Origin of the sequence: Myxococcus sp. RHSTA-1-4, assembly GCF_020037125.1 — a bacterium.
Classification (GTDB): domain Bacteria; phylum Myxococcota; class Myxococcia; order Myxococcales; family Myxococcaceae; genus Myxococcus.
The window spans coordinates 18,403-40,998 of record NZ_JAIQDG010000044.1; the positions used below are offsets into that span (position 1 = coordinate 18,403).

At 70.3% G+C, this 22,596-nt stretch carries 20 protein-coding genes; 7 read left to right on the forward strand and 13 right to left on the reverse strand.

Annotated elements, in window-relative coordinates; translation table 11 throughout:
* Positions 1-205: 205 nt before the first annotated feature.
* Positions 206-2,563, reverse strand: a complete 2,358-nt coding sequence (locus K8638_RS38885; RefSeq protein ID WP_223759800.1) for a hypothetical protein — start codon at positions 2,561-2,563, stop codon at positions 206-208.
* Positions 2,564-2,680: 117 nt separating this feature from the next.
* Positions 2,681-3,226 (reverse strand): zinc-binding dehydrogenase, encoded by a 546-nt coding sequence (locus K8638_RS38890; protein WP_370644225.1) that lies wholly within the window; start codon positions 3,224-3,226, stop codon positions 2,681-2,683.
* 293 nt (positions 3,227-3,519) lie between these two features.
* Between K8638_RS38890 and K8638_RS38895 the strand changes: the two genes are divergently transcribed.
* On the forward strand, positions 3,520-5,244 hold the full coding sequence (locus tag K8638_RS38895) for a caspase family protein (RefSeq protein ID WP_223759802.1): 1,725 nt from the start codon (positions 3,520-3,522) through the stop codon (positions 5,242-5,244).
* A 147-nt stretch (positions 5,245-5,391) separates the two neighbouring features.
* On the opposite strand, the gene K8638_RS38900 is transcribed toward K8638_RS38895, so the two are convergent.
* The 3 genes from K8638_RS38900 to mtgA form a co-directional block, all read right to left on the reverse strand.
* A complete protein-coding gene (locus K8638_RS38900) occupies positions 5,392-5,718 on the reverse strand; it encodes a hypothetical protein (protein ID WP_223759803.1) in 327 nt (108 codons plus the stop codon).
* 97 nt (positions 5,719-5,815) lie between these two features.
* The gene (locus K8638_RS38905; RefSeq protein ID WP_223759804.1) at positions 5,816-6,790 is read right to left on the reverse strand and encodes an NADP-dependent oxidoreductase; all 975 of its coding nucleotides are present in this window, start codon (positions 6,788-6,790) and stop codon (positions 5,816-5,818) included.
* Between the two features lie 113 nt (positions 6,791-6,903).
* Complete coding sequence (gene mtgA / locus K8638_RS38910; protein WP_223759805.1) at positions 6,904-7,803, reverse strand: monofunctional biosynthetic peptidoglycan transglycosylase; 900 nt, start codon at positions 7,801-7,803, stop codon at positions 6,904-6,906.
* 315 nt (positions 7,804-8,118) lie between these two features.
* Here mtgA and K8638_RS38915 point away from each other — a divergent pair, with 315 nt between their 5' ends.
* On the forward strand, positions 8,119-9,159 hold the full coding sequence (locus K8638_RS38915; RefSeq protein WP_223759806.1) for a PA0069 family radical SAM protein: 1,041 nt from the start codon (positions 8,119-8,121) through the stop codon (positions 9,157-9,159).
* 6 nt (positions 9,160-9,165) lie between these two features.
* Here K8638_RS38915 and K8638_RS38920 read toward each other — a convergent pair whose 3' ends face one another.
* From K8638_RS38920 to serC, 3 genes are all read right to left on the reverse strand, one after another.
* Positions 9,166-9,414 carry a GlsB/YeaQ/YmgE family stress response membrane protein gene (locus tag K8638_RS38920; protein ID WP_223759807.1) on the reverse strand — a complete coding sequence of 83 codons (249 nt, stop codon included), beginning with the start codon at positions 9,412-9,414 and terminating at the stop codon, positions 9,166-9,168.
* Between the two features lie 192 nt (positions 9,415-9,606).
* Positions 9,607-10,164, reverse strand: coding sequence for a chalcone isomerase family protein (locus K8638_RS38925; RefSeq protein ID WP_223759808.1), 558 nt, complete (start codon positions 10,162-10,164; stop codon positions 9,607-9,609).
* A gap of 39 nt (positions 10,165-10,203) precedes the next feature.
* Complete coding sequence (serC, locus tag K8638_RS38930) at positions 10,204-11,292, reverse strand: 3-phosphoserine/phosphohydroxythreonine transaminase (RefSeq protein ID WP_223759809.1); 1,089 nt, start codon at positions 11,290-11,292, stop codon at positions 10,204-10,206.
* 161 nt (positions 11,293-11,453) lie between these two features.
* On the opposite strand from serC, the gene K8638_RS38935 reads away from it, so the two are divergent.
* Genes K8638_RS38935 through K8638_RS38955 form a run of 5 tightly spaced genes read left to right on the forward strand, consistent with a single transcriptional unit; the run spans position 11,454 to position 18,386 of the window.
* Positions 11,454-12,029, forward strand: a complete 576-nt coding sequence (locus K8638_RS38935) for a sigma-70 family RNA polymerase sigma factor (RefSeq protein ID WP_223759810.1) — start codon at positions 11,454-11,456, stop codon at positions 12,027-12,029.
* Between the two features lie 6 nt (positions 12,030-12,035).
* A complete protein-coding gene (locus tag K8638_RS38940) occupies positions 12,036-12,851 on the forward strand; it encodes a hypothetical protein (protein WP_223759858.1) in 816 nt (271 codons plus the stop codon).
* Between the two features lie 10 nt (positions 12,852-12,861).
* Positions 12,862-14,502, forward strand: a complete 1,641-nt coding sequence (locus K8638_RS38945) for a caspase family protein (RefSeq protein ID WP_223759859.1) — start codon at positions 12,862-12,864, stop codon at positions 14,500-14,502.
* On the forward strand, positions 14,502-15,587 hold the full coding sequence (locus K8638_RS38950) for a carboxypeptidase-like regulatory domain-containing protein (protein WP_223759811.1): 1,086 nt from the start codon (positions 14,502-14,504) through the stop codon (positions 15,585-15,587). Before K8638_RS38945 ends, K8638_RS38950 begins: the two co-directional genes overlap by 1 nt.
* A gap of 3 nt (positions 15,588-15,590) precedes the next feature.
* Positions 15,591-18,386 (forward strand): PKD domain-containing protein, encoded by a 2,796-nt coding sequence (locus K8638_RS38955; RefSeq protein ID WP_223759812.1) that lies wholly within the window; start codon positions 15,591-15,593, stop codon positions 18,384-18,386.
* Between the two features lie 16 nt (positions 18,387-18,402).
* Here K8638_RS38955 and K8638_RS38960 read toward each other — a convergent pair whose 3' ends face one another.
* The 5 genes from K8638_RS38960 to K8638_RS38980 form a co-directional block, all read right to left on the reverse strand.
* The gene (locus K8638_RS38960; protein ID WP_223759813.1) at positions 18,403-19,137 is read right to left on the reverse strand and encodes a DUF2063 domain-containing protein; all 735 of its coding nucleotides are present in this window, start codon (positions 19,135-19,137) and stop codon (positions 18,403-18,405) included.
* On the reverse strand, positions 19,134-19,979 hold the full coding sequence (locus tag K8638_RS38965) for a DUF692 domain-containing protein (protein WP_370644226.1): 846 nt from the start codon (positions 19,977-19,979) through the stop codon (positions 19,134-19,136). Before K8638_RS38965 ends, K8638_RS38960 begins: the two co-directional genes overlap by 4 nt.
* Before the next feature lie 113 nt (positions 19,980-20,092).
* On the reverse strand, positions 20,093-20,368 hold the full coding sequence (locus K8638_RS38970) for a hypothetical protein (RefSeq protein WP_223759815.1): 276 nt from the start codon (positions 20,366-20,368) through the stop codon (positions 20,093-20,095).
* Positions 20,369-20,406: 38 nt separating this feature from the next.
* Complete coding sequence (locus K8638_RS38975; protein ID WP_223759816.1) at positions 20,407-21,027, reverse strand: YceI family protein; 621 nt, start codon at positions 21,025-21,027, stop codon at positions 20,407-20,409.
* A gap of 93 nt (positions 21,028-21,120) precedes the next feature.
* The gene (locus K8638_RS38980) at positions 21,121-22,551 is read right to left on the reverse strand and encodes a hypothetical protein (protein ID WP_223759860.1); all 1,431 of its coding nucleotides are present in this window, start codon (positions 22,549-22,551) and stop codon (positions 21,121-21,123) included.
* Between the last annotated feature and the right edge of the window lie 45 nt (positions 22,552-22,596).

Below are 22,596 nucleotides of genomic sequence, written 5' to 3' on the forward strand. Positions count from 1 at the left end.
GACGTAGGAGCCTCCCTCGGGGAAGGGCCGTCCCCATGGTGCCAACCGCTTCGCCTCGAGCCGGGGAATCAGGATGCGACGAAGCAAGGGGGACCAGCGCCAGCTGGCTCGAAGCGCACGCCGTCCTCCCACGGCACGAAGACGCCGTCCGGCACCAGTGAGTGGGCTGCCTGGTGCCCCCCTTGCGCGCAACGCCTCCGGCTCGTCAAGGGGCCGGCTGCAGCGGTTTGCGCTCCTTCACGCAGACCTGGATCAGCTCGAGGACGCTCAGGCGGGTGCCGCCGACGTCGAACTTCTGCTCCTTGAAGTCGGGATACCGGTTCTCCAGGATGCGCCCCTCCGCGATGCACTCGTTGAGCTGCGCGAGCGCCTCGTTCTTGCGCCCCTTGGAGAGGAGCGACTTCGCCGAGTCGTAGGCCTTCTTCGGGCCTTCGTGGAACCGAAGCTGCACGTCGGCCCTCTTCTGTGGCTCTTGCAGCGCCGTTGCCTGCTGGGCGCACTGAGCCATCACCTCCTGGGGCCGGATGGGGACACCGCCAACCAGCACGTCGACCGTGGCGAGGCTGGCGTTCTCCTTCACCATCCTGGCGCCGTCGTCCTGGCAGGCCTTGAGCTTCTCCATCGCGCTCGCGTACAGCTCCTTCCTCTTGCGCAGGTCCGCGGACGACGCGGCCGCCTCCGACGCCACGCTGGCGGCGGCCAGGGCCTCACCGGTCATCCGGCGCAACGCTCGCGCTTGCCGCGCGAGCTCGAGCGCCTCCACAAGCTTCAGCCACTCGGCGCGCGCCCGCTCCGCGTACGCTGCGTAGCCCGCGTCCTGCCGCTCCAACTCCGCGCGCGCCTCGAGCATCTGCATGACCTCGTCCACGCTCTTCGAGGCAGTCTCGACGTCGCCATCGGTCGACGAGACGGGCTTCGCGGCTTCGAGCTTCTCCTTCGTCGTGGCCAGCCGCTCGGCGAGCTGAGCGCGGGCGTCCGCCGCGGACAGCACGATCTTCCGCCGGGTGATGCGCTCGCTCAGCTCCGCCATGCGCTCCTTCGTCTCCTTGGCGTATATCGCGTAGTCGCGATCCTTCTTGACGAAGTGGGCGCCAGCCTCCAGCACCACGCCGATCTGCTTGACCGCGTTCTCCGCCTCCAGGAGCTGCGCCTCCGAGGGCTTCTCCTTCTGGAGCTGGGTGACCAGGGCCGCCGCGTTCTTCCGCGCCTCGTCGACCTTCACGCGCTGCTGCTGCAGATCGACCTCGTACCGGCGCCGCTCCATCGTCGCCCGCCCGTCCCTGAGCAGCTGACGCGCCTCGGCGGCGGCTCCGCTGATGGCGGGGTTCTTCGCGTGAACCGTCTCGAGCGTCTTCTCCAGGACGACCAGCGCCGTCTTCGCCTCCTCGAACTGCTCGGCGGTCGCAGCCCGCTTCTCGATATTGCGCAAGGCCTGCATGACGTCGGCGCGAGCCGCATCGAGGCCGCGGACCTGGAGTGCCACCTCCACCTCGACGAGCGTGTTCTTCACCTCGGCGAGGTACTGGCCGATCGCCTGGCTCCGCGCAGCCTGCGGCTCGTACTTCTCCACCAGCTTCCGGACGACGAACGCCGCGGTCTTGGCCTCGGCGAGCTGCTCGGACGTTGGCCTCCTCGCGCGGAGCGCCTTGGCGGCCACGGAGAGCTCCTCATGAGCAGGCCCCACCTCCGCCTTGACCCTCGAGACCCCCGCCTGCGCCACGAGCTCCTCCATCCGGCGCCTGGCCTGTGTGACCTCGGCTCGTGCCTTCTCCGCCTCCGCGCGATACGCCTTGTCGCGCTCCTCGAGCGGCTTGCCCTCCTCGAGCTGCTTCTGCAGCGCCGCCGCCGCCTTGTCGGCGGCTGAGAACTTCTCGTCCGACCAGGCCTTGCCCAGCTCGGCGAGCGCGGTGGACAGTGCCTTGCGGCTCTCGTCCAGGAGCCCTCGCTGCTTCTGTGCCGACAGCTGCAGCCACCGTTCGTCGAGGGTCTTCTCGTGACGGGCGATGGCCGCGTCGACCTCGGTGACGTACGTGGCGAACTTCGGATCCTGGTTCGTCAGGGGCCGGCCTTCCTCCGTCAGCTTCCTGAGCGCCTCCACCGCGGCCCGGGCATCGTCCATCGCCTTGGGGCCGGGCTCCTTCTCCGCGAGCTTCGCCATGCGCCCGTTCAGGGTCGCGAGCGCGCCGTCGATGCGCCGGCGGAACTCGTGGATGTGGACCTTGGCCCGGCGCTCTTCGACGTACTCGCGGTGCGTCCGGAGCTGCTTCCGTGCCGCCAGGACAGTCTTGGCGTACTCGAGATCCTCCGTCTCGAAGCTCGCTCCCGCATTGAGCGCATCTTTCAGCGCTTCCACCGCCGCGAGGGCAGCGTCGAGGTCCGCGTTGCTCGGCGGCTCCTTCTCGATGCGCTGAACGGCCGTCGCGAGGGCAGCGCGAGTGCGCTCCACTCGCTTCGAGGCCTCCTCGACGGACCTCGCGGTGCCAGCATCTGGCGCCGCGGCGGAGGCGTCGGCGGAGGCGAAGATGAAGAACCCAATCAACACCAGCACGGGAGTTCGTACCATTCGCGCCAACCTACTACAGCGAGGCTGTGGGAGCCCCGGTATAGTTTCGGCGCTCCCGAGCCCGCTCGCTCGGTTCGAGCATGCTCATGCCCCGTACGTGTGGGGGATGTGGGGAGCTCATCCAAGGGGTGGCCTGGCGCTGCCCGCGAATCCCTCCAGGCTCTTCAGGTCGATGACGAAGCGTGACAGGGCGCGCACCTCCAGCGGCTTCGCCGGGAAGCCCACCAGCACCAGGTGACCGTCCCGGCGCAGGCACCGGAGGTACGGGCTGACGTCGTGGGCCGCGGAGACGGTGTCGAGGATGAAGTCCAGCCGGTTCGCCTGCGCCACCAGCTCCTCCGGGCTCGCTGACACCACGAACTTTGCCGCGCCCAGCCGGAGCGCGTCCTGTCGCTTGCATGACGTTCCTCGCGGAGAAACAAGGCGGTGCGCCCCTCTCGCGAGGAGACTACTCGCGGCGTAGGGACGTGTCCTGTTGACGCGCACGTCTGCTGATGGGCGAGCAAACCGGCTGGTTGATGGGCATCCGTCAGGAGCCTGCGAGCCGTCCGTCGGCGTCCATGCAGGCTTGTCCATCCTGGCGCTCGCTGCCACGTTCGCCGCCCCAAGGTGGGCCAGCAGTTCGAGGCCCGAGACTGAATCAGCTCGGACTCCAGCCGGCATTGTCTGATTATTTCCCCCAGCGGCTGGCACACAATGCGCGGCCGGGAGCGTCGATCATTCGAGACATCGGCTCTGATGACACGCCTTGTTAAGATTTCGCGAATCACGTCCTCCAAGTCGGCACTCTATGTCTAGGAATGACACAGAGGTTGAGGCGGGCCACTGTGAATCGATGCTCGAGGGGAATATGTCAGAGAATCACATGATGATAAAAATCAATGAACACTGCGGGATGAGGTCCGGGCCACGCTCCAGGAAAGGGTGTTGTCGAAGTTGTCGCGGGAGGACTCGTCATGCCCGTCGGCATCTCGCTCCATCTGGGATTGAACGCGGTCGACTCCGCACACTACGGCAGCCCGCTCCCACTGAGTGGCTGCCACAACGACGCGCGAGACATGGGGGCCATCGCGCAAGCCACCGGCTTCCGCTCGCGGATCTGCCTCGACGCCGAGGCCACCGCGCCCGCTGTCATCGCGGCAATCAACGACGCGGCGCGCACGCTGCGCCCCGGCGACACGTTCCTGCTGACCTACGCGGGACATGGCGCCCAGGTACCGGACGAGAGCGGAGACGAATCCGACGCGCTCGACGAGACCTGGGTTTTGTTCGACCGCATGCTGCTGGACGACGAACTGTATGCCGCGCTGTCGGCCTTCTCCGGCGGAGTGCGCGTCCTGCTCATCTCCGACAGCTGCCATAGCGGCTCGGTTGCGCGGACGGCCACCTACCGCCAGTTGGCCGGGGCAAGCCCGGTGGCCTCGCAGTACGTGGGCGCAAATTGCTTCTTCCGTACTCCCAGCGAGTCAGGGTTCGGGCAACGGGTATTGCGCCAGCATGCGAGTCAATACCAGGCGCTCACCCGGGAGATACCCCCGAATCCTCGAGAACGGGTCCGAGCGGCGGTCATCCAGCTCTCGGGCTGCCAGGACGAGCAGCTCTCAGCTGACGGACAGGGAAACGGTCTCTTTACCAGCAACCTGAAGGAGGTCTGGAGTAGCGGGCAGTTTCGCGGAAGCCACCGCGCGTTCTGGCAACACATTGGAAGGACCATGCCCCCGAGTCAGAGCCCTGGCTACCTCACCTTCGGTGAGGGCATGTCCGACTTCGAGAACGAGCGTCCATTCACCATCTCGCCCATCGCACCGATGGCAGACAACACACCGACAGGAAACAACACCATGAACACGCAGCAATCCAACGAAGGCAATTGGGCAGAAGTGCGCGCCGAGCTGAAACGGCTCTTCCCAGCGCTGGACCTCTCCACTGTCGAATCCGATGCGCACTCCGTGAAGGTCGACGGGGGGTCGGTCATCGCGAGCCCGACGGAGGAGGCGCAGAGCCACGCCAGCTCCACCGCACAGCGCGCCGCGACGGGGAATCCCATCGTCCGCACCTACTTCTGGGGCTTCAACATCGAAGTCAGCAGCCAGAATGTGCGCGACTTCCTGAGCGTGGCTGAGCCGCTCAATGCCATCGCCGCCTCAATCGGGCCGGTGACCGGCCCCGCGGCGCCATTCATCATGGGGGCCGCCGTCTTCGTGGCTGGTTCGCTGCGGTTGATGAAGGCCCTGGATCAAGGCAATGGCGTGTACATCTCGATGAGCTGGTTCGCGCCCGGCGTGTTCATCCCCACCACCGTCCCCGGCAGGCGTGAAATCGCGACGCGAGGCCCAGGCGATGCCTACGAGGTGGGGGGCTACTACCCGCCTCGTAACTACACCGGCGGGATGTTCGGGCTGCGGCTGGAGGATGACATCTTCTGGAACCTCCCCGATGGCACGGAACGCGAATCCGTGGTCGTGAACATGAACCCGCCGGAGTTCGGCAACGTCTACTTCAACGGCTGGCTCGACCCGGTGGATCCGACCGTCGGTCACTTCCGCCTGCACGTCGGGGTCGGGTCGTTCCGAGGAGGGCAGGTGGTGCTGAGAATGTTGGTTCGCGACGCGGCGGGGAGGCGCTCGGTTGTATCCAAGTCCGTTCCGGGGCCGCGCCCGCTCACGGCCGAAGAGCTCTGAGCCGCGAGAGGAGTTTGCCCGGCGCGGTCAGGTGTGACCGCGCCAGGCCAACGGCGTGAATCCAGGAGGCGCGGGCCCGTGACAATGGCGGGCCCGCGCCGCTTCTCCATGCCGCGACGAGCGTGTCCTTCCGCGAGAGCGCTCTGCTCAGAACGCCAGCCAGCGTTCGGACGAGACCTTGTCGCCGTAGCTCCAGCTGTTCAGGTTGACCTCGCGGAGGGTTCCGTCTCCGATGAAGTCCTTGTAGCTGCCCGCGTAGTTCGAGTCGTCGTAGAGCCGCACGCGCCAGCCGGGCGGGATGCACCACCGAACGGCCGAAGCCTTGTCGTTGAAGGCGTCGATGCTGTGGAATCGGCCCCAGTTCTTCGGCTCTCCCGCACTTTCTGTGATCTCCCTCGGGAGAGTAGAGAGGAAGTCCGGGTCAACCTTCAGGGCCTGGCTGAAGCGCTCGCGCGCCGGCTCCTCAGGGGCCACCTGCATCCGTCAGACAGACAGGGCCTGGCCGAAGGCGCCCCTCAGCAGCCCTCCCCTGCCTCCGTGCATCAGCACGCCCCTTGCGCCTGGCGCCACGTCAGTGGATTCGCAGTGCGAACTTGCCCACGTGGTGCTTGAGCACTTCCTGCTGTGCCCGGGCGGCCTCCTCCATCGCGTAGAGGTGGCTGACCTCCAGGTGGAAGGGCCCCGCTTCGATGAGCTCGTTGAGCCGCTCGAAGATCTTCTTGCTGGGGATGCCGTCGTAGGCGATGGCCTCGATGCCCTCGGGGCCTTCCGGGACCGGCTCCACGCCATTCGGGTAGGCGATGCGGCCGCCCTTGCGGACGTGCTTCAGTGCGGTCTGGCAGGTGTCACCGCACGCCAGCGTCAGCGCCGCGTCGAGCCCGTCCGGCGCGAAGTCGCGGCAGGCCTTCTCCATGTCTCCGTGGTGGCCCTCGACGACCGCGTCCGCGCCGAGGCGACGGGCCAGCTCCACCCCGTCCTTCCCCGAGGCGACCGCCAGCACCTTCGCCCCCATCCGCCTGGCGAGCTGCAGCGCGATGTGCCCCACCCCGCCGCTGGCGCCGTAGATGAGCAGGCGCTGCCCCGACTCGAGCTTGAGGTGGTCCTCGAGCCCGCGAAGCGCGGTGATGCCGTCCACCGCGAGCGAGGCCGCCTGCTCCACTTTCATTCCCTTGGGAATCCGCGCTGCGTGCTTCGCCTTCACCGCGGTGAACTCCGCGTAGAAGCCGCCCTTGGAACTTCCGAGCGCGAAGGCATAGACAGGGTCCCCCACCTTGAGGTCCTTCACGTCCTTGCCAACGGCGACCACCTCCCCCGCGCCGTCGGAGCCGGGCACGTAGGGGAACCGCGGGCCTCCTTCGATCATGTCGACCATCGCCCCTTCTCGCTCCCAGGAATCCCAGACGCCCACCCCGGCCGCGTCGACACGGATGAGGAGTTCATCGTCACCACATTGGGGAACAGGCAGCGTCTTGATGCCGATGACCTCCGGACCACCGAAGCGGTCGAGCGCCGCGGCTTTCATCGTGTCGGGAATGGATGTGGCCATGCTGAGACTCCTGCTCGGGTGAATCCAGTCACCCCGAGAGGATGCTCACGCCCCAAGGCCACCGTCAGGGCCTGCGCCCCAGCGTCTGTGCAGGCAAGGCATGGGATGGCGGCTCAGCTCCCCGCGGGTAGCCGGGTGCTGGCCTCCGCCACGGAGCCGGGCGCGGGCGGCACGCCGAAGAAACGCGAGAGCTCGGCCTGGGCCTCGCGGGCTTGCGCCCCGCTGATGCGGCCCTCGCGCTCCATCCTCCCGAGGATGACGCCAGCGCGGATGCGCAGGGCCTCGGGCCGCTGGGCGGGCAGCCAGCGGCGCGGGGCGGGCAGCATGCCCGCGAGCATCGCGCCCTGCGCCACGCTGAGCGCTCGCGCTGAGGTGCCGAAGTGCTCGCGCGCCGCCGCCTCGATGCCGTACACGCCCTCTCCCCACTCCACGACGTTCACGTACAGCGTGAGGATGCGCTGCTTGGACAGGTGAGCTTCCAGCCGGTGGGCGAGCAGCAGCTCCTTGCCCTTGCGCAGCAGGCTGCGGTCCGTGGAGAGGTAGAGGTTCTTCGCCAGCTGCTGGGTGAGGGTGGAGGCGCCTCGCCCGAGGCGCGCCTCGCGCACCGACTGCTCGAGGGCGTTCTCCACCTCGGTCCAGTCCACGCCCCCGTGCTGGTAGAAGCGCGCATCCTCGGAGATCAGCACGGCGTCCACCACATGCGGGGCCACCGCGCCGAGGGACACCCATGCCTGGCGCACGCGGGGCTTCTTGCCCGCCTCGAGCGCCTCCTCGGCTCGCTGCGCCATGAGCGCGGTGGTGCGCGGGTTCTGCGTCCGCAGGGGGCTCACGTCGGGCAGCCGCGCGTACCCCGCGCTGAGCCAGAGGACGAACAGCAGCCACCCGCCGAGCGCCCAGCGCCCCCACCCCGAACCGGAGCGCTTCCCCACGACGCGCCGGGCGCCGGATGGGAGCTGCTTCGTCTTCTGCGTCCGGATGGACGAGGCTCGCGCGGAGGGCGGACGGGAGGCCATCGGTGTGCGCACATCTGCCCCGGTAAACGGCCGCTGTCCAGAAGCCGGCCGGGCTCGAGCAGGGCGAGGTCCCCCGTGGGCATGTGGACGGGGTGTCGCTGCGCGCGCTCCTGCTCCAGTGGGGCATGGAGTCGAACCCTCGGGACGAGCACTGGATGACGGACGGCATGCTGGCGCTCGGCAACGGGGCTCCCGGTTCGGCGGAGCTCCTCGACGCCCGGGTGGATGTGTCGCCACGCTCCCTGGCTGCCGGCCCCTCATAATTCCGGCCCTTCTCTCCTTGACTGAACGTGCATTCAGGCTCACCGTGAGCGTGTGAAGGCCCGCCCCGTCGACAATCCGCCCAACCCCTGGGCGAGCACCGCGGTGGAGTACCTGGACGAGATTCCGCCCTCGAAGCTGGAGGTGTGGGAGGACCACAGCCGGCAGGTGGTGTCGCGCAACGACAGCCCGGACGTGTGCTTCACCTGGAGCGTCAACCCGTACCGCGGCTGCCTGCACGCCTGCGCGTACTGCTACGCCCGGCCCACGCACCAGTACCTCGACATGGGCGCGGGCACGGACTTCGAGACGAAGCTGGTGGTGAAGCCACGCGCCCCGGAGCTGCTGCGCGAGGCCTTCGAGAAGCCGTCATGGAAGGGGGAGACGGTCGTCTTCAGCGGCGTCACCGACTGCTACCAGCCGCTTGAGGCATCACTGCGGCTCACCCGCGGCTGCCTGGAGGTGTGCGCCGAGTACCGCAACCCGGTGGGCATCATCACCAAGGGCGTGTTGATTGAGCGGGACATCGACGTGCTCCAGCGCCTGGCCCGGGACGCGCGGCTCTGGGTGAGCATCAGCCTGCCCTTCCACAACGCGGAGCTGGCCCGCGCCATGGAGCCGTACGCGGCCTCACCGAAGCGGCGGCTGCTCGCGATTCAGCGGCTCACCGAGGCTGGCATCGACGTGGCGGTGTCCGTCTCCCCCATCATCCCGGGGCTCAACGACGAGGACATCCACCGGGTGCTGGCCGCGGCGCGCGAGGCCGGCGCCACCCGCGCGCACCACACCCTGGTGCGCCTGCCCGGCCCCGTGCAGGAAGTCTTCGAGGAGCGCCTGCGCGCGAAGCTGCCCCTGCGCGCCGAGCGCGTGCTGCACCGCATCCGCGAGACACGCGGCGGAGAGCTCACCGACTCGCGCTTCAAGCACCGCATGCGCGGCGAGGGGCTCTACGCGGAGACCATCCACCGCCTCTTCCACACGGCGGCGCGCAAGGCCGGCATCCGCACCTCTTCCGTCACCGAGCCCGACGCCCCGGACACCTTCCGGCGCCCGGAGCGCAAGCCACCGCCCTCGCCCCAGCTCAGCCTCTTCTGAGGCCCCCTATTTCCGGATGGCCTGGATGAGGGAGATGAGGAGGACGGCACCTCCCGTGGCCACCGCCAGCGAGTAGATGTTGAAGCCCGTCACCCCGCGGCCACCTAGCAGGTTGGCAATCCACCCGCCAATCATGGCCCCGACGATGCCGGTGGCGATGTTGGCGAACAGCCCCATCCGGGCATTGGTGCCCTTGATCATGCTGGCAAGCCAGCCCGCGAGTCCTCCGAGCACCAGCCACGCGCAGATACCCATCACATCCTCCTTTGCCACCGGGTGCTATCAGACCCGACACCCCGGTGCAGCCGGGCACTGTCTTCGCTACGGGTGAAGTGTCGGGGGATTGCCGCCCGGGCCCCGAAACGACGGCGCCCCGTGGCTCGCGCGGAGACACGGGGCGCCAGTCGCTTGAAGACGCCCGGAGGCGGGCGTCCGTGAAGGGGCCGCTCAGTCCTTGCCGAGCATCCCGTCCTTGAGGCCGCCGTCCACCGGATTCTTCCCCACGAAGACGGAGAAGAGCGCGTCCGCGAAGTCCTTGCCCTCCACGGTGATTTCCTTGCCGCTCTTGCTCTGCACGCGCGTGCCCTGGCCCGGCACGTAGGTGAGGATGAGCTCGTCACCCTTCTTCACGTCGGTGACACCCGAGTTGAAGGTGTCCAGCCTGGGCTGGAGCTCCGCCATCTTCGAGCCTGCGTTCTTCTTGAAGGCGTCGCCGATGGCGTCGGTAATGGTCTTCTTGTCCAGGTCGCGCAGCATGTACATGCGCACGCGCTTGATTTCGTCCGCGCTGATGAGCTTCGCCCCGTCCTGGGACGGGTTCTCCACGTACAGCCCCGCCGTGTAGACCTTGAAGACGACCTTCTTGCGCAGGCCCACCCCGTTGAGCTTCAGCTCCTTGCCTTCGACGGTGGCGGTCTCCGGATACTTCACGCCGGCAACCTCCTTGGCGAAGGCGGGGACCGCGAGCATCAGGGACAGCGCGACGGCGGACAGCGTGGCTTTCATGAGACCTCCGGTTGGAACATCCGTGGGGTTGGACGCAGCCTACCCGCGCGTCTTCACGAAATGCTCCATGAAGGTGGCCAGGGTGCGCACATTGTCCACCGTCACCGCGTTGTACGTGGAGACGCGGATGCCTCCCGCGGTGCGGTGCCCCTTCAGTCCCACCATGCCGGCCTTCTTCGCCTCGGCGACGAAGGCGGCGTTCAGCTCCTCCGAGGGCAGGTGGAAGACGACGTTCATCACCGAGCGGGACTCGCGCTCCACGGGGGCGCGGTAGAAGTCCGGGTGCCGGTCGATGGCGCCGTAGAGCACCTGGGCCTTCTCCCGGTTCCACTGCTCCACCTGGGCAAGGCCGCCCACGCTCTTCATCCACGCCAGCACGTTGCGCACCAGGTAGATGGCCAGGGTGGGGGGCGTGTTGTAGAGCGAGTTGTTCTCCGCGTGGGTGGTGTAGCGGAAGAACTTGGGGATGTCCTTGCGGCCGCGGGCGATGAAGCCCTTGTCGGCCAGCACCAGCGTCACGCCCGACGGGCCCAGGTTCTTCTGCGCGCCCGCGTAGATGAGCCCGAAGCGGCTCACGTCCATGCGCTTCCACATGAAGTCCGAGCTCATGTCCGCCACGAGCGGCACGCTCCCCACGTCCGGGAGGGTGTGCCACTGCGTGCCGTAGATGGTGTTGTTGGTGGTGATGTGGACGTAGGCGGCCTTGGCGTCCAGCTTCAGCTCGTCCTGGCGGGGCACGCGCGTGTAGTGCTTGTCCGGCTGCACCGTGGTGGCCGCGATACGGGGTTTCCCGTAGTACTTCGCCTCGTCGAAAGCCTTCTCGCTCCACACCCCGGTGATGAGGTAGTCCGCGCTCGTCTCCGGGGTGAGGAAGTTCATCGGCACCTGGGCGAACTGCTGCGAGGCGCCCCCGGTGAGGAAGAGGACTTGATGGGTGGCGGGAATACCGAGCAACTCGGTCAGCAGCGAGATGGCCTCCTCATGGACGGCCTCGTACTCCTTGCCCCGGTGGCTGTGCTCCATGACGGACATCCCGGAGCCCTGGAAGTCGAGCAGCTCGTCCCGGGCCCGCTCGAGGGCCGGAAGGGGGAGTCCGGCGGGGCCGGGGTTGAAGTTGATGACGCGCATGGCAGTGTCCTTTGGAAAATGAACGCCCGGGACGGCATTCTTCCCCCTGGTGGCCCCCCTGGGGCCAGCGTGAAGGAGACTGTCCGGCTGCTTCCCCGGGCAACCGGCGGGTTTTTCCCGGATGCGTGGCCGACGGAGGATTCCGCGGGTCTGGAGGTCAGGTGGGTTCCTCGGAGGGGTTGACGGAGTGGGTAAGGCGAGCGGCACGGGGGGAGACGTCCGCCTACAGCGAGCTATACCGGCGCTCCCGCCCCATGGTGGCGAGGCTGGTGGCGGGGTTTGCCCCGCTGGACCCGGACGAGGTGGAAGATGTCATCCAGGAGACGTTTGTCCGGGCGTTCCGGGCGCTGCCGCGGCTGAAGGAGGCGGGGGCGTTCGAGGCGTGGCTCCTGTCCATTGCCCGGAACCGGGCGCGGACGCGGCTGGAGCGGAAGGCGAGCACGCGGCGGCTGGAGGACGACGTGGCGGACCCGGAGCCGGAGACGGTCCCCCACATCCCCGAGGCGCTCCAGCTGGAGCGCGACATCGAGGTGGTGCGGCGGCTCATCGCGGAGCTGCCGGAGGGCGAGGAGAAGCGGACGGTGCAGCTCTTCTACATTGAGGGCGAGCTGTCCGCTCGAGAGATTGCCGAGAAGCTCGGCGTGGGAAAGAGCGCGGTGACGATGCGGCTGGAGCGGTTCCGGTCCCGCATCAAGCGCGAGCTGCTCCGGCGGGTGCTCGCCGGTCGGTGGGAGTGAGACGTGATGAAACACCTGGATGCCGACGCGATGAGCGCCCTGTCCCGCCGGGAGCCGGCGGCGGTGGCGTACTTCCGCGAGCACCTGGCCGCTCCGTGCGACACGTGCGAGGCCTTCCTCGCCACGCACTCCGGCCCCGACCTGCTCGACGGGCAGGTGGACTCGCTGCTGCTCGGGGTGGGCCCGACGGCGCAGAAGGCGGAGGACGCCCCCCTGGACGAGGTGGGCCTGGCCCGCGTGCGCCGGGGGATGAAGGGAAACCGGCCCGACATCCGGCGCTGGGGGCTGGTCGCGGGTGCCATCGCCGCGAGCCTCCTGGCGGTGGTGGTGGTGCCCCGGATGCGGGCGGAGGACCCGGCGGTGCAGGCCGGCACGGAGTGGGACGGTGTCAAGGGCCCCGCGGGCACCATCGCCCTGGAGCTGGCCGTCGTGGCTCGGAGCGCGGACGGCGCCCTCCGGCGGTTGGACCCCCAGTCCGCGGTGGCGGAGTCGGACGTGCTGCTGCTGCGCTACCACGCCACCGAGGCCGGCACCGCCCTGCTCTTCCAGCAGCGGGCCGGCCAGGGGCCCGAGCTGCTCGGCCGCTTCCCGCTGGAGGCGGGGACGCATGACCTGGAAGGGCCGCAGGGGCTGGCCGGTGTGAGCCTGGAGGGCGAGTCCGGACCGGTGACGCTGTGGCTCGTGGGCTCGGCGGGTGGACAGGAGCCGTCACCTGACGCGGTGCGGGAAGTGTTGGTGGGTGGAAGCGCGGCGCGGGAGCGAAGCAGGCTGGCGGTGACGCGGTTCGACGTCAGCGTCCGAAGCGGTCAGAATCGCCGCTGACCGCATGAGTGTGAGGCGCCTTCTTCCCATCCTGCTGGCGGGCCTGGCTTCGTGCACGGGCCCCACTTCCTTGGAGAAGGGCGGACTCGTGCCGCTCCGGCTCGACGAGGAGGCGCTGTCCAGCGCGTACACCCCGCGGCGCATGGCGCTGCTGGTGGGCATTTCCGAGTTCGACGACCCACACTGGCGAGGCCTGCGCTACACCACCAAGGACGCCGCGGACCTGGCGGAGGCGCTGAAGGACCCGGCGCGCGGCCGGTTCGACCATGTGCGCGTGCTCACCCGCCCGGAGGAGACGACGCGCGCGTCCATCCTCGCGGCGCTGCGGCAGCTCAAGAAGGAGGCGCACCGGCCGGATGACGTGGTGGTGGTCTACTTCTCCGCGCACGGCACGCTGGCGCGCGACAACCAGGGCGAGCTGCGGCGCTACCTGGTGACGCGCGACTCGGCCTACCGCTCCATTCCCCAGACGGCGCTCTCCATGGACGCGCTGAAGGCGGAGTTCGACGGGCTGGCCAGCCGGCGGCGGCTGCTGGTGCTGGCCACCTGCCACAGCGGCAGCGGCAAGTCGTTGCTGCCCAAGGAGCTGGAAGCGGAGCTGGCCGGAATCAAGTCGGGCTTCTACGCGCGGCCGCTGGAGGAGTCGTCGCGCGCGTCCATGGTGTTCGCCGCCTGCGACTGGGGCGAGACGGCGCGCGAGGACGAGGGGCTGCGCAACGACATCTACACCCACTTCCTCATCGACGGCCTGGGCGGCGCGGCGGACCGCAACGTGGACGGCGCCGTCACCGCCACGGAGGCGCATGACTACGCGCGCCGCCGCACCTTCGCCTTCACGGAAGGAAGGCAGCGCCCCTCGGCGGAAATCCTCGAGGTGGGCGCGGACCCGGTGGTGCTGTCGGGCAGCATCGCCCGGACGGGCCGGCCGGAGCTGTTCTCCTACAACCCGCGGCTGGACGGCTTCACCCTCAAGGTGGACGGGGAGCCCCGCACGGAGCTGCCGGGCGGCACGGCGGTGGTGCCCGGCAAGCGCACGGTGGAGCTGACCAAGGGCGACTCGGTGCTGGTGCGGCGCGAGGTGGACGTGGGCGCCGGAGAGCGGCTGCCGCTGGAGCGGCTGCTGTCGGAGGCCTTCCCGAGGCGCTCGCTGTCGCTGCTGGGCGGCATGTTCACCTTCGCGGATGCTCGCAGCCGCAACGAATTGCTGCCCCGGGCGCCGGAGGTGGCGCTATCGCTGCGGCTGGAGGACCGGCCGCTGCAGGACTTCGGGCTGCTCTTCGACGTGGGTTTCAGCACCGGCCGGCAGGCGCTCGTCATCGCGCCGGGCAGCGAGGTGCCCTTCAGCTACACCACCTTCACCGCCGGGGCGGCCCTGCCGTACCTGTGGCGGTGGGAGCGATTCACACTCTTCGCGGGCCCGCGTGTGGCCGCTCTCTATCTGGGGCGGTCCTTTGACGTGGAGGCCTTCGCCGGCGGCCAGAGTTTCTTCACGGTCAGCCCCGGCGTGGTGGGTGGCTTGGTGTGGCGGGTCGGGGAACGGTTGGAGCTGATGTCGCAGGCACAGCTCATGCTGACCTATGTGGTGGTGGATGGGCAGGGACAGGCCGTGGGCTTCACCGGCGGCTGGGCCGGTGTGGGGTATCGGTTCTGATGCGCTCGACTCTTCACATCACGATGGCCGCCCTCGTCGCCCTGGGCATGGGGGCGTGCGGCAACCTGCGGAACGACCCGTTCCGGGTGGGCACCGTGCGCGGCCAGCTCACGGAGTACGACGCCGCCGTCGCGCTGGTGTCGCTGGTGGGCCAGCCCGGGGTGCGCAGCAACGTGGACGCCGAGGGGCGCTTCGTGCTGGAGGGCGTGCCCGCGGGCCCGGCCGAGCTCTTCATCGTCGCCACCGCCGAGAAGGCGACGCGCGTGGGCGTGACGGTGCAGGGTGGGCAGTCCATCGATGTGAAGGGTGTGGCCCCGAAGGACGCGGGCTTCTTCGAGATGCGGGTGAAGTCCAAGGGCGGTGAGCTGCTGACGGGCGCGCAGGTGTCCGTGGTGGGCACGCCCTTCCAGCGGCTGCAGCTGGACTCCGAGGGGCGCCTGCGGGTGGGGCCGCTTCCGGACGGCTGCTACTCGGTGGCGGTGTCCGCCACCGGCTTCCCGATGCTCCAGGCCGAGGCGTGCGTGGGGCCGGGAGAGAAGAAGGAAATCAAGGTCGACCTGGAGGCGGCCGAGGACTACGTCAACCGCGGCTGCGTGGTGACGGGCTGCGCGGATGGCCTCGTGTGCGCGCCCAACAACAAGTGCGTCGAGTGTCATGCGGACTCGCAGTGCGGCGAGGGTCTCTCCTGCGTCGGCTTCCGCTGCGAGGGCCCTGGCGCGCAGTGCGCCGCGTGCGACGGGGACTGGAAGTGCCAGGCGGGCTCGAGCTGCCAGGAGCTGCCCGAGGGCGTCTCGGCGTGCGTGGTGCCGTGTGGCTCGGACTCCGGCGCGAGCACGTGTGACTCGGGCTTCACCTGCCAGGGCGGGCGGTGCCTTCCGGACGCGGCGCGCTTCGAGGGCTGCCATGCGCTGCCGGCCCTCAACACGCCCTGTGACGGGGACGCGCGGTGCCGTGACCAGGGCCTGACCGACGGGCTCTGCGTGGAGGGTGCGTGCACGGTGCCCTGCACCACGGACCGGGAGTGCCCGGGCACCTTCCTCTGCGAGGACTCCGCCGCCGGCCGCGTCTGCCGGCCGCGGCGCTGAACCGTGACGTCCCTGCCCCGCCCTCGTGGCCGGCTCGCCCGGCTGGCCCTCGTGGCCCTCGGGTTCACCAGCCTCTGGGGCTGTGACACGTCCCAGCCCCCTCCGCTGCCTCCGCCCAACGCCCCGCCCGCGCTGCGCATCCTCCGGCCCCAGGACTCGGCCGCCCTGCGCGTGGGACAGCCGGTGGACCTCGAGGCCACCGTGGAGGACGTGGAGGACGGCGAGTCTCTGGCCGAGCGCGTCCTCTGGGTGTCCTCGCGGGAGGGACAGCTCGCGCGGGGCGCGCGGACCCGCGCCACCTTCCAGGAGGGCGGTGAGCAGACGCTGACGGCCACGGTGGTGGACTCGGGCGGACAGGTCACCAGCGCTTCGCTCCGCCTGAACGTGCTGACCCGTGGCGCGCCCGTGACGACCCTCGTCCGGCCGGCGCCGGGCAGCACCTTCAACCTGGGCGAGCTCCTGGAGCTGGAGTGCCAGGCCGTCACCGTGGGCGGAGTGCACCTGACGGGCAACGCGGTGCAGTGGACGTCCGAGCTGACCGGGCCGCTGCCTTCGGGCGAGGTGGTGAAGGCCGCGCTCCTCGTGGCGGGTGAGGACACGCTCACCTGCACCGCGAAGGACCCGGAGACCGGAGACAGCGCCAGCGCCAGCGTGCCCGTCACGGTGCGCGCCACCCTGGCGCCCGCGGTGCTCATCACCCGCCCCGAGCAGGAGGCGGTGTACGTGAAGACGGGAGAGCCCGCGCCCTTCGCCTCCACCCTCGTCTTCCGGGCCACCGCGAGGGACTTCAACACCGACGGTGGCGCGGGCAGCCTGGACGGCGCCATCCAGTGGACCGTGGAGCCGGGTGGCATGGCGCTCGGCGCCGGCCCGTCCGCGACGTACACCTTCACCACCCCCGGCGAATACACGGTGACGGCTCGGGCCGTGGACGGCCTGGGCAACACCGCCACCGACAGCGTGCGTGTGCGGCTCGTCACCAACCTGCCGCCGTGGTGCGAAATCGAGGCGCCGCTCGATGACGCGCGCCTGCTGCTGGGCTCGGCCAGCGTGCTGCGTGCCCGGTGCGTGGACCCGGAGACGGGCGCGACGCCGGAGCCGGCCTGGTCCACCAGCGCCTCACCCACGCCGCTGGGCACCGGCAACGAAGTGGAAGGACTCCTCACCGTGGCGGGCGCGCAGGTGCTCTCCGCCTGCGCGGTGGATCCGGAGGACGCGACGCTGCGCGGCTGTGCGACGCGGCAGGTGCGCGCCATCGTCAACTCGGCTCCCACGGGCTGCTCCATCCAGGCGCCTCGGGCTGCAAGCGTGGTGAACGCCGGAAGGCCGCTGGCGCTGGAGGGCTCGGCCGCGGACGCGGAGGACCCGCGGGGTGACCTGCGCTTCACGTGGACGTCCTCGCGCGACGGGGCGCTGGCGACCGGTGCGAGCGCCACCACCGTGCGGCTGACCTCGGAGGGCGCGCACGTGCTGACGCTCACCGTGACGGACCCCTGGGGCCAGGCCTGCGCCGCCACCGTGGCCGTGACGGTGAACGGGGCGCCCGAGGTGCGGGTGGATGGCGTGCGGCAGGACGGGGCGGACTGCCTCGAGGCACCGTGCCGCGAGGACCGCGCGGTGCTCGCCACCGGCTTCGTGAGGGATTTGGAAACGCCGGGGAGCCTCGCGGAGCTGGCGTGGCTGGACAGCCTGAACGGCCCCCTGGAGCTGGGAACGGGCAACAGCCCCATCGCCACGCTCGGCGCGCCCGAGGCCGGCCGGCACACGGTGGTGCTGCGCGCCGTGGACCGCGACGGGGCGGTAGGCCGCGCCGCGGCCTCCTTCACGGTGATGCCCGTGGGGCGCACGCGGCTCGTGGAGACGGTGAGCGATGGCGGCGCGCCCGCGGTGGCGCTGACGATGGCTGGGAGCGCGCTGCGCTACGTGGACGGCGTGTCGGCCTCGGTGTTCAGCACGCAGCCGCCGTCGGGCACCCTGAGCGTGAGCGCGCCGGCGCGGGCGCTGTTCACCCTGCGCGGCACGGACGGAGAGGTGCTCTTCGTGGGCACGGACGGCGGCGGCGTCCACCGCTGTGTGAGTGGTACGTGCACCCGCTTCACGGGCGGCCCGCTGGGCGCCGCGGATGACCGGGTGACGTCGGTGGCGGCGCTGGAGTCGCCCGACCTGCTGCTGCTGGGCACGGCCCGGGGACTCGTCCTCTCCCGCGCGAGCGCCCCTTCCGCCGGGGGCCATCCAGGCACCCTCGTCGGCCGCCGCCTGCTGGAGGGGCGCGAGGTGCGGCAGGTGGTCCTCTCGCCCGCTTCCACGGCCACGCAGGTGAAGGCCTGGGCCGCGACGTCCGACGGGCTCGCCGAGCTGACCGTGCACGTGGACGACATGTTCGAGCCCGCGCTCGCCTCTGTCGCGGTGGTGCTCCACGTGGCCCCCGCGGTGCCGGACGAGGACGTGCTGTCCGTGACGGTGGGCCCGGAGGGACAGGTGTTCGCGGGCACGCGGAGGGGCTTCAGCGCCCTCGGGCAGCCGGGGCCGCAGCTCCGCGACGCGCCCTGGGAGCTTGCCGACGAGGAGGTGCGCACGCTCCTCTTCGAGCGGCAGACCTCGGACACCGGTTCGCGCGACGTGCTGTGGGCGGGAACGAAGGGCGGACTGGTGCGCTACGACGTGGCGAGCGACATCGTCACCCTGTTCACTCCGGCGGAGGGGCTCCCCTCCCCCGAGGTGCACGCACTGGTCGACGGAGCGCACGGCGCCCGCTACATCGGCACCGCGAGCGGAGTCGCGAGCTACTCGGGCCCGTAGCCGGGCCGGAGGGTCCTCAGACTCCAGAGCCGCGCGGCGCCAGCACCAGGCCGTCGAGAGAGAAGCGCTCCACGGAGCTCCGCAGGTCCGCCGCGGACATGCCGGTGGCCGCCGCCACGTCCTCCACCGAGAGCCCCTCCACCGCCATCTTCAGCACCAATAGCGCGGGCGGCGTGGCCTCCACGTAGAACGTCACCAACCGCGCCGGATGGCGCCACAGCAGCGCCAGCTCGTCCCCCGCCTCCGGCTCCGCGAGCGCGCCCTTCGCCCGCACGTACGCGCAGAGGCGGAAGGGGTGCTCCAGCACCATCAGCGTGGGGTTGGCCGTCAGCCGCTCCACGGACTCCGGCGACGGCGCCTCGGAAGCGAACACCGCGAAGTCCGTCCACTCGAAGCGCGCCAGCGCGGGCACGAAGGGCGCCAGTCCACGGGACGCCGCCGCGTCCGCCACGAAGGCCGGAAAGCCCTCGGCCAGGTGGTTGAGCTCATGGTGCCGGGCCGGGCGCGTCAGCGTGAAGTCCTCCACGAGCGCGCTCCACGCCTCCGCCCCCACCGCCCCGCGCACCAGGGGGAAGACCTTCTCCAGCACGCCTCGCACGTGCCCACGCACGAAATCGCCATAGACGGCCACGCGCTCGCGCGGCGCGTCCCAGCCCGGGTGCTCCGCGTACAGCCGCTCCAGGGACTCGGGGCCCGGGCGGGCGAAGTACGCGCCCATGCTGTCGAAGAAGTGCTTCAGCGCCGGCTTCATGTCCCCGCCACCTCCCGCAGCGCCGCGCGCGCCACGTCCGCCTCGTCCAGCACCGCGTCCAGGGAGGGAATGTCCTGGTCCCACTCGATGAGCGTCGCCACCGGCCCGGTGCGTCGCAGCACGTACCGGTACAAGGACCACACGTCGTCGCAGACGCGGTCCCCGTGCGTGTCGATGATGACGTCCGGGTAGCGCGTGTGGCCCGCCAGGTGGACCTGCACCACGCGCTCCAGCGGCAGCGAGTCCACGAAGGCGCGCGCATCGTACCCGTGGTTGAGCGCGTTGACGTAGACGTTGTTCACGTCCAGCAGCAGCCCGCAGTCCGCCTCCTCCACCACGTGCCGCAGGAAGTCCGACTCGGACAGCGTGCCGCCCGGCATCCGCGCGTAGTAGCTCGGGTTCTCCAGCAGGAAGGGCCGGCCCACGCGAGCCATCACCTCACGCACGCGAGGCACCACGTGCTCCACGGCGGCCTCGGTGAAGGGCAGCGGCAACAGGTCGTGGAGGTACACCCCGTCCAGCCGTGAGTAGCACAGGTGGTCCGAGAAGAACGGCGCGTCCACGCGCGCCACCAGCGCCGCCAGCCGGGTGACGTAGTCCACGTCCAGCGCGTCCGGCCCGCCGATGTTCAGCCCCACGCCGTGCGGCAGCACCGGCCAGCGCTCCGCGCAGGCGTCCAGCGTGCGCTGCGAGCGGCCTCCCAGCGTGAGGAAGTTCTCCGGGATGACTTCCACCCAGTCGAGCGCCCGGCCGGTACGGGGCAGCTCTTCGTAGAAGCTCCTCCGCAGCCCGATGCCCGCGCCCAGCGGCTTCAGCCCGTGTCTCCGCGCGTATGTCGCCACCACCGGGGGACTCCTGCTTCAGGGGAGGAAATGACACGGGCGGCGGAGAGCACGCTCCCCACCGCCCGGCCGCGCGAAGGCCAGGGCTTCACCCGGCCCTCACGCGGGCGTGACTACTTCTTGGTGCCGCCGCAGGAGCCGGAGCCGCAGGAGCCGGAGCCGCAGCTGCCCTCGGCGCCCTTCTCCGGGGTCGCGGCGGGAGCAGCGCCCTCCTGCTTCTGGGCGCCCTCGGCGCCAGTGGCCTCGGTGGCCTTCGCGCCGCAGCTGCCCTCGGCGCCCTTCTCGGCGGTGGCCGGCTGGGCCTCCGCGGACTTGGTGGACGCACAGCCGGTGGCCAGCGCGGACAGGGAGAGGGTGCCGACGATGGCCGCCAGGGTCTTGACGTTCATGGTGTTGCTTCCTTTCGGTACTGCCTTGGGGGGTGGAACTACAGCTTGAACTGCGTGGAGCCCCAGGCGTCGACGGAGACCTCCGCGGTCTCCCCCACCTTGAGCACCAACGCTTCCGTCCGCTTGATGCCGTAGGCCTCGAGCGGAATCTGGAACTTCGCGCGCACGCGCAGCAGGTCTCCGGCCGCGCGGTGCTTCGTCTCGGCGGACTCCTTGAGGTACGTGGCCGTCACCTCCACGGGCTCCTCGCGCGTGACGCCGCGCACGGTGAAGCGGCCCTTGCCCTGGAGCTTCACCGGCTTGCCCGGCTCCAGCGTGGAGGGCAGCGCCAGGTCGGCGAACTCGAAGACGATGTCCGGGGCCTTCGCCGCGTCCAGCCAGCGGTCATTGCGCAGGTGCTCGTCGCGCGTGTCGTTGCCCGTCTTGATGGACTTCACGGGCACCTGGAATTTCCCGCTGGCCTTGTTGCCCTTCAGCTCCACACGGCCGCGAAGCGCGTTGGACAGGCCGTTGATGACCTCCAGCGGCGCGTCCAGCATGAAGGCCACGGTGTCGCGGCTGTTCGGGTCGTTGAAGACGAAGGACTGCGCCGCGGCGGGCTCGGCGGCGAGCGCGGGAAGCGACAGGAGGGCGACGAGCGCCAGGAGGCTGCGGGACATGACGGACCTCATTTACGAGTGTCAGGGGTTCGCGGATGCATCCGGTACGCAGCTCCCGTCCGCCGGTTACATCACCCGTTCCGCCACTTCCGTTCAGAAGCCAGCGCCGCGGGTGCGCCGGCCATCCACCGCCTCACGCAACAGGCTGTCCCGGGCCGGCACCAGCGTGACTCCCGCCGTGTCGGCCCTCACGCCCAGCGCTTCTAGCAGACCTTCCATTTCCGCAAAAGCAGGCCGCGGAAGGTGCCGGGCAAGCAACGCGTCGAACAACGGCTGGCCCGCCACGGCATCCACCGCCACGCCGAACGCGCCGAACGTCGACGTGGGGCCGCGCTCCGCCAGCAGCTCCAGCACGTCATCCAACCGGCGCTTGTTTTCAGTGACACGGCGTAATTCCACATCGAGATGCAAGGCGAAGAGCGCACCCGTCCAGTACACGGGGAGGGAGAAGTCGCTCCCGGACACGGCCTCCTCCATGGTGCGCATGCCGGCGCGGGCGCGTCCGCGCGTGAAGCCGTCCACCAACTCCTCCCAGGCACGCTCCGCGCTCTGCCGTCCCGAGCGGGCGCGCGCCACCTCCGTGTAGTAGGTGGCCAGCCCCTCCGACAGCCAGGGCACGCGAGGGAGGAGGACGGGGTGTGCCAGGTGCAGCATCTCGTGCACGGCCACCCAGTCCCGCTCCAAGGTGGCGGCCTCCGCGTCCTGCCCCACGAGGATGGAGATGCTGGGCGGCGAGCTCCACAGCACCATGCCGAAGAGGCTGGAGCTCCCGCGCGCCGGCACGGGGATGACACGCACGGAGACGCGCGGGTACGGGAAGGCGCGGCGCACGGTGCGTACCTCCTCGGCGGCCTGCCGCAGCCACGCGCACACGGCCACGTCGTCCAGCCGCGTGAAGTGGCCGAGGATGGCGACCTCCAGCACCGCGTCCGGCAAACCCACATGGCACCGGCGCCCGCCGAAGCCGTGGAAGCCCGAGTCCACCAGGTCCTCGCCGCGCAGCCGGTAGAGGCCCCCCTCCCCCGGCGCCCACGGCAGCAGCGCCTCCGCGCCCTCGACGTACAGCTCCACGCGCAACGCCGGCGTCACCACGCGCGGGCGGATGAGGTACTCGCGCCCGGCCACGTGGCGCGCGTCCCCCTCCCCCATGCCCGCGAAGAAGTCCGGCCCCTTTTCGCGAATGCGTGCGTCCAGTGCGTAGCGATAGCGCAGGAAGCGCGTGCCCGCCGGCAGGCGCACCGCGCCCTCGTGCACCCGCAGCGAGCGCACCTCGCCGTCATCGCTCCAGACCTGGACGGAGTCCACGCCTCCCGGCTTGCTGAAGAGGAACTCGCGAGGGGAGCCCCGTACCAGCACCACCTCCACGTCCAGCGCGTGCTCGGGCTCGCGCACGTAGGTGACGTTGTAGCGGAGCGCCGCCGGGTCTCCCACGGGACGGGAGCGCGCCGTGGACTGGCAGGACAGCCACGCCAGCGCGAGCAGGACGAGAGGGGCGGCACGTACCGGCGCGAGGAGCTTCGTCATCACCCACCCCACCCTCTTGGAGGACGACGCGCGAGCCCACGGCGC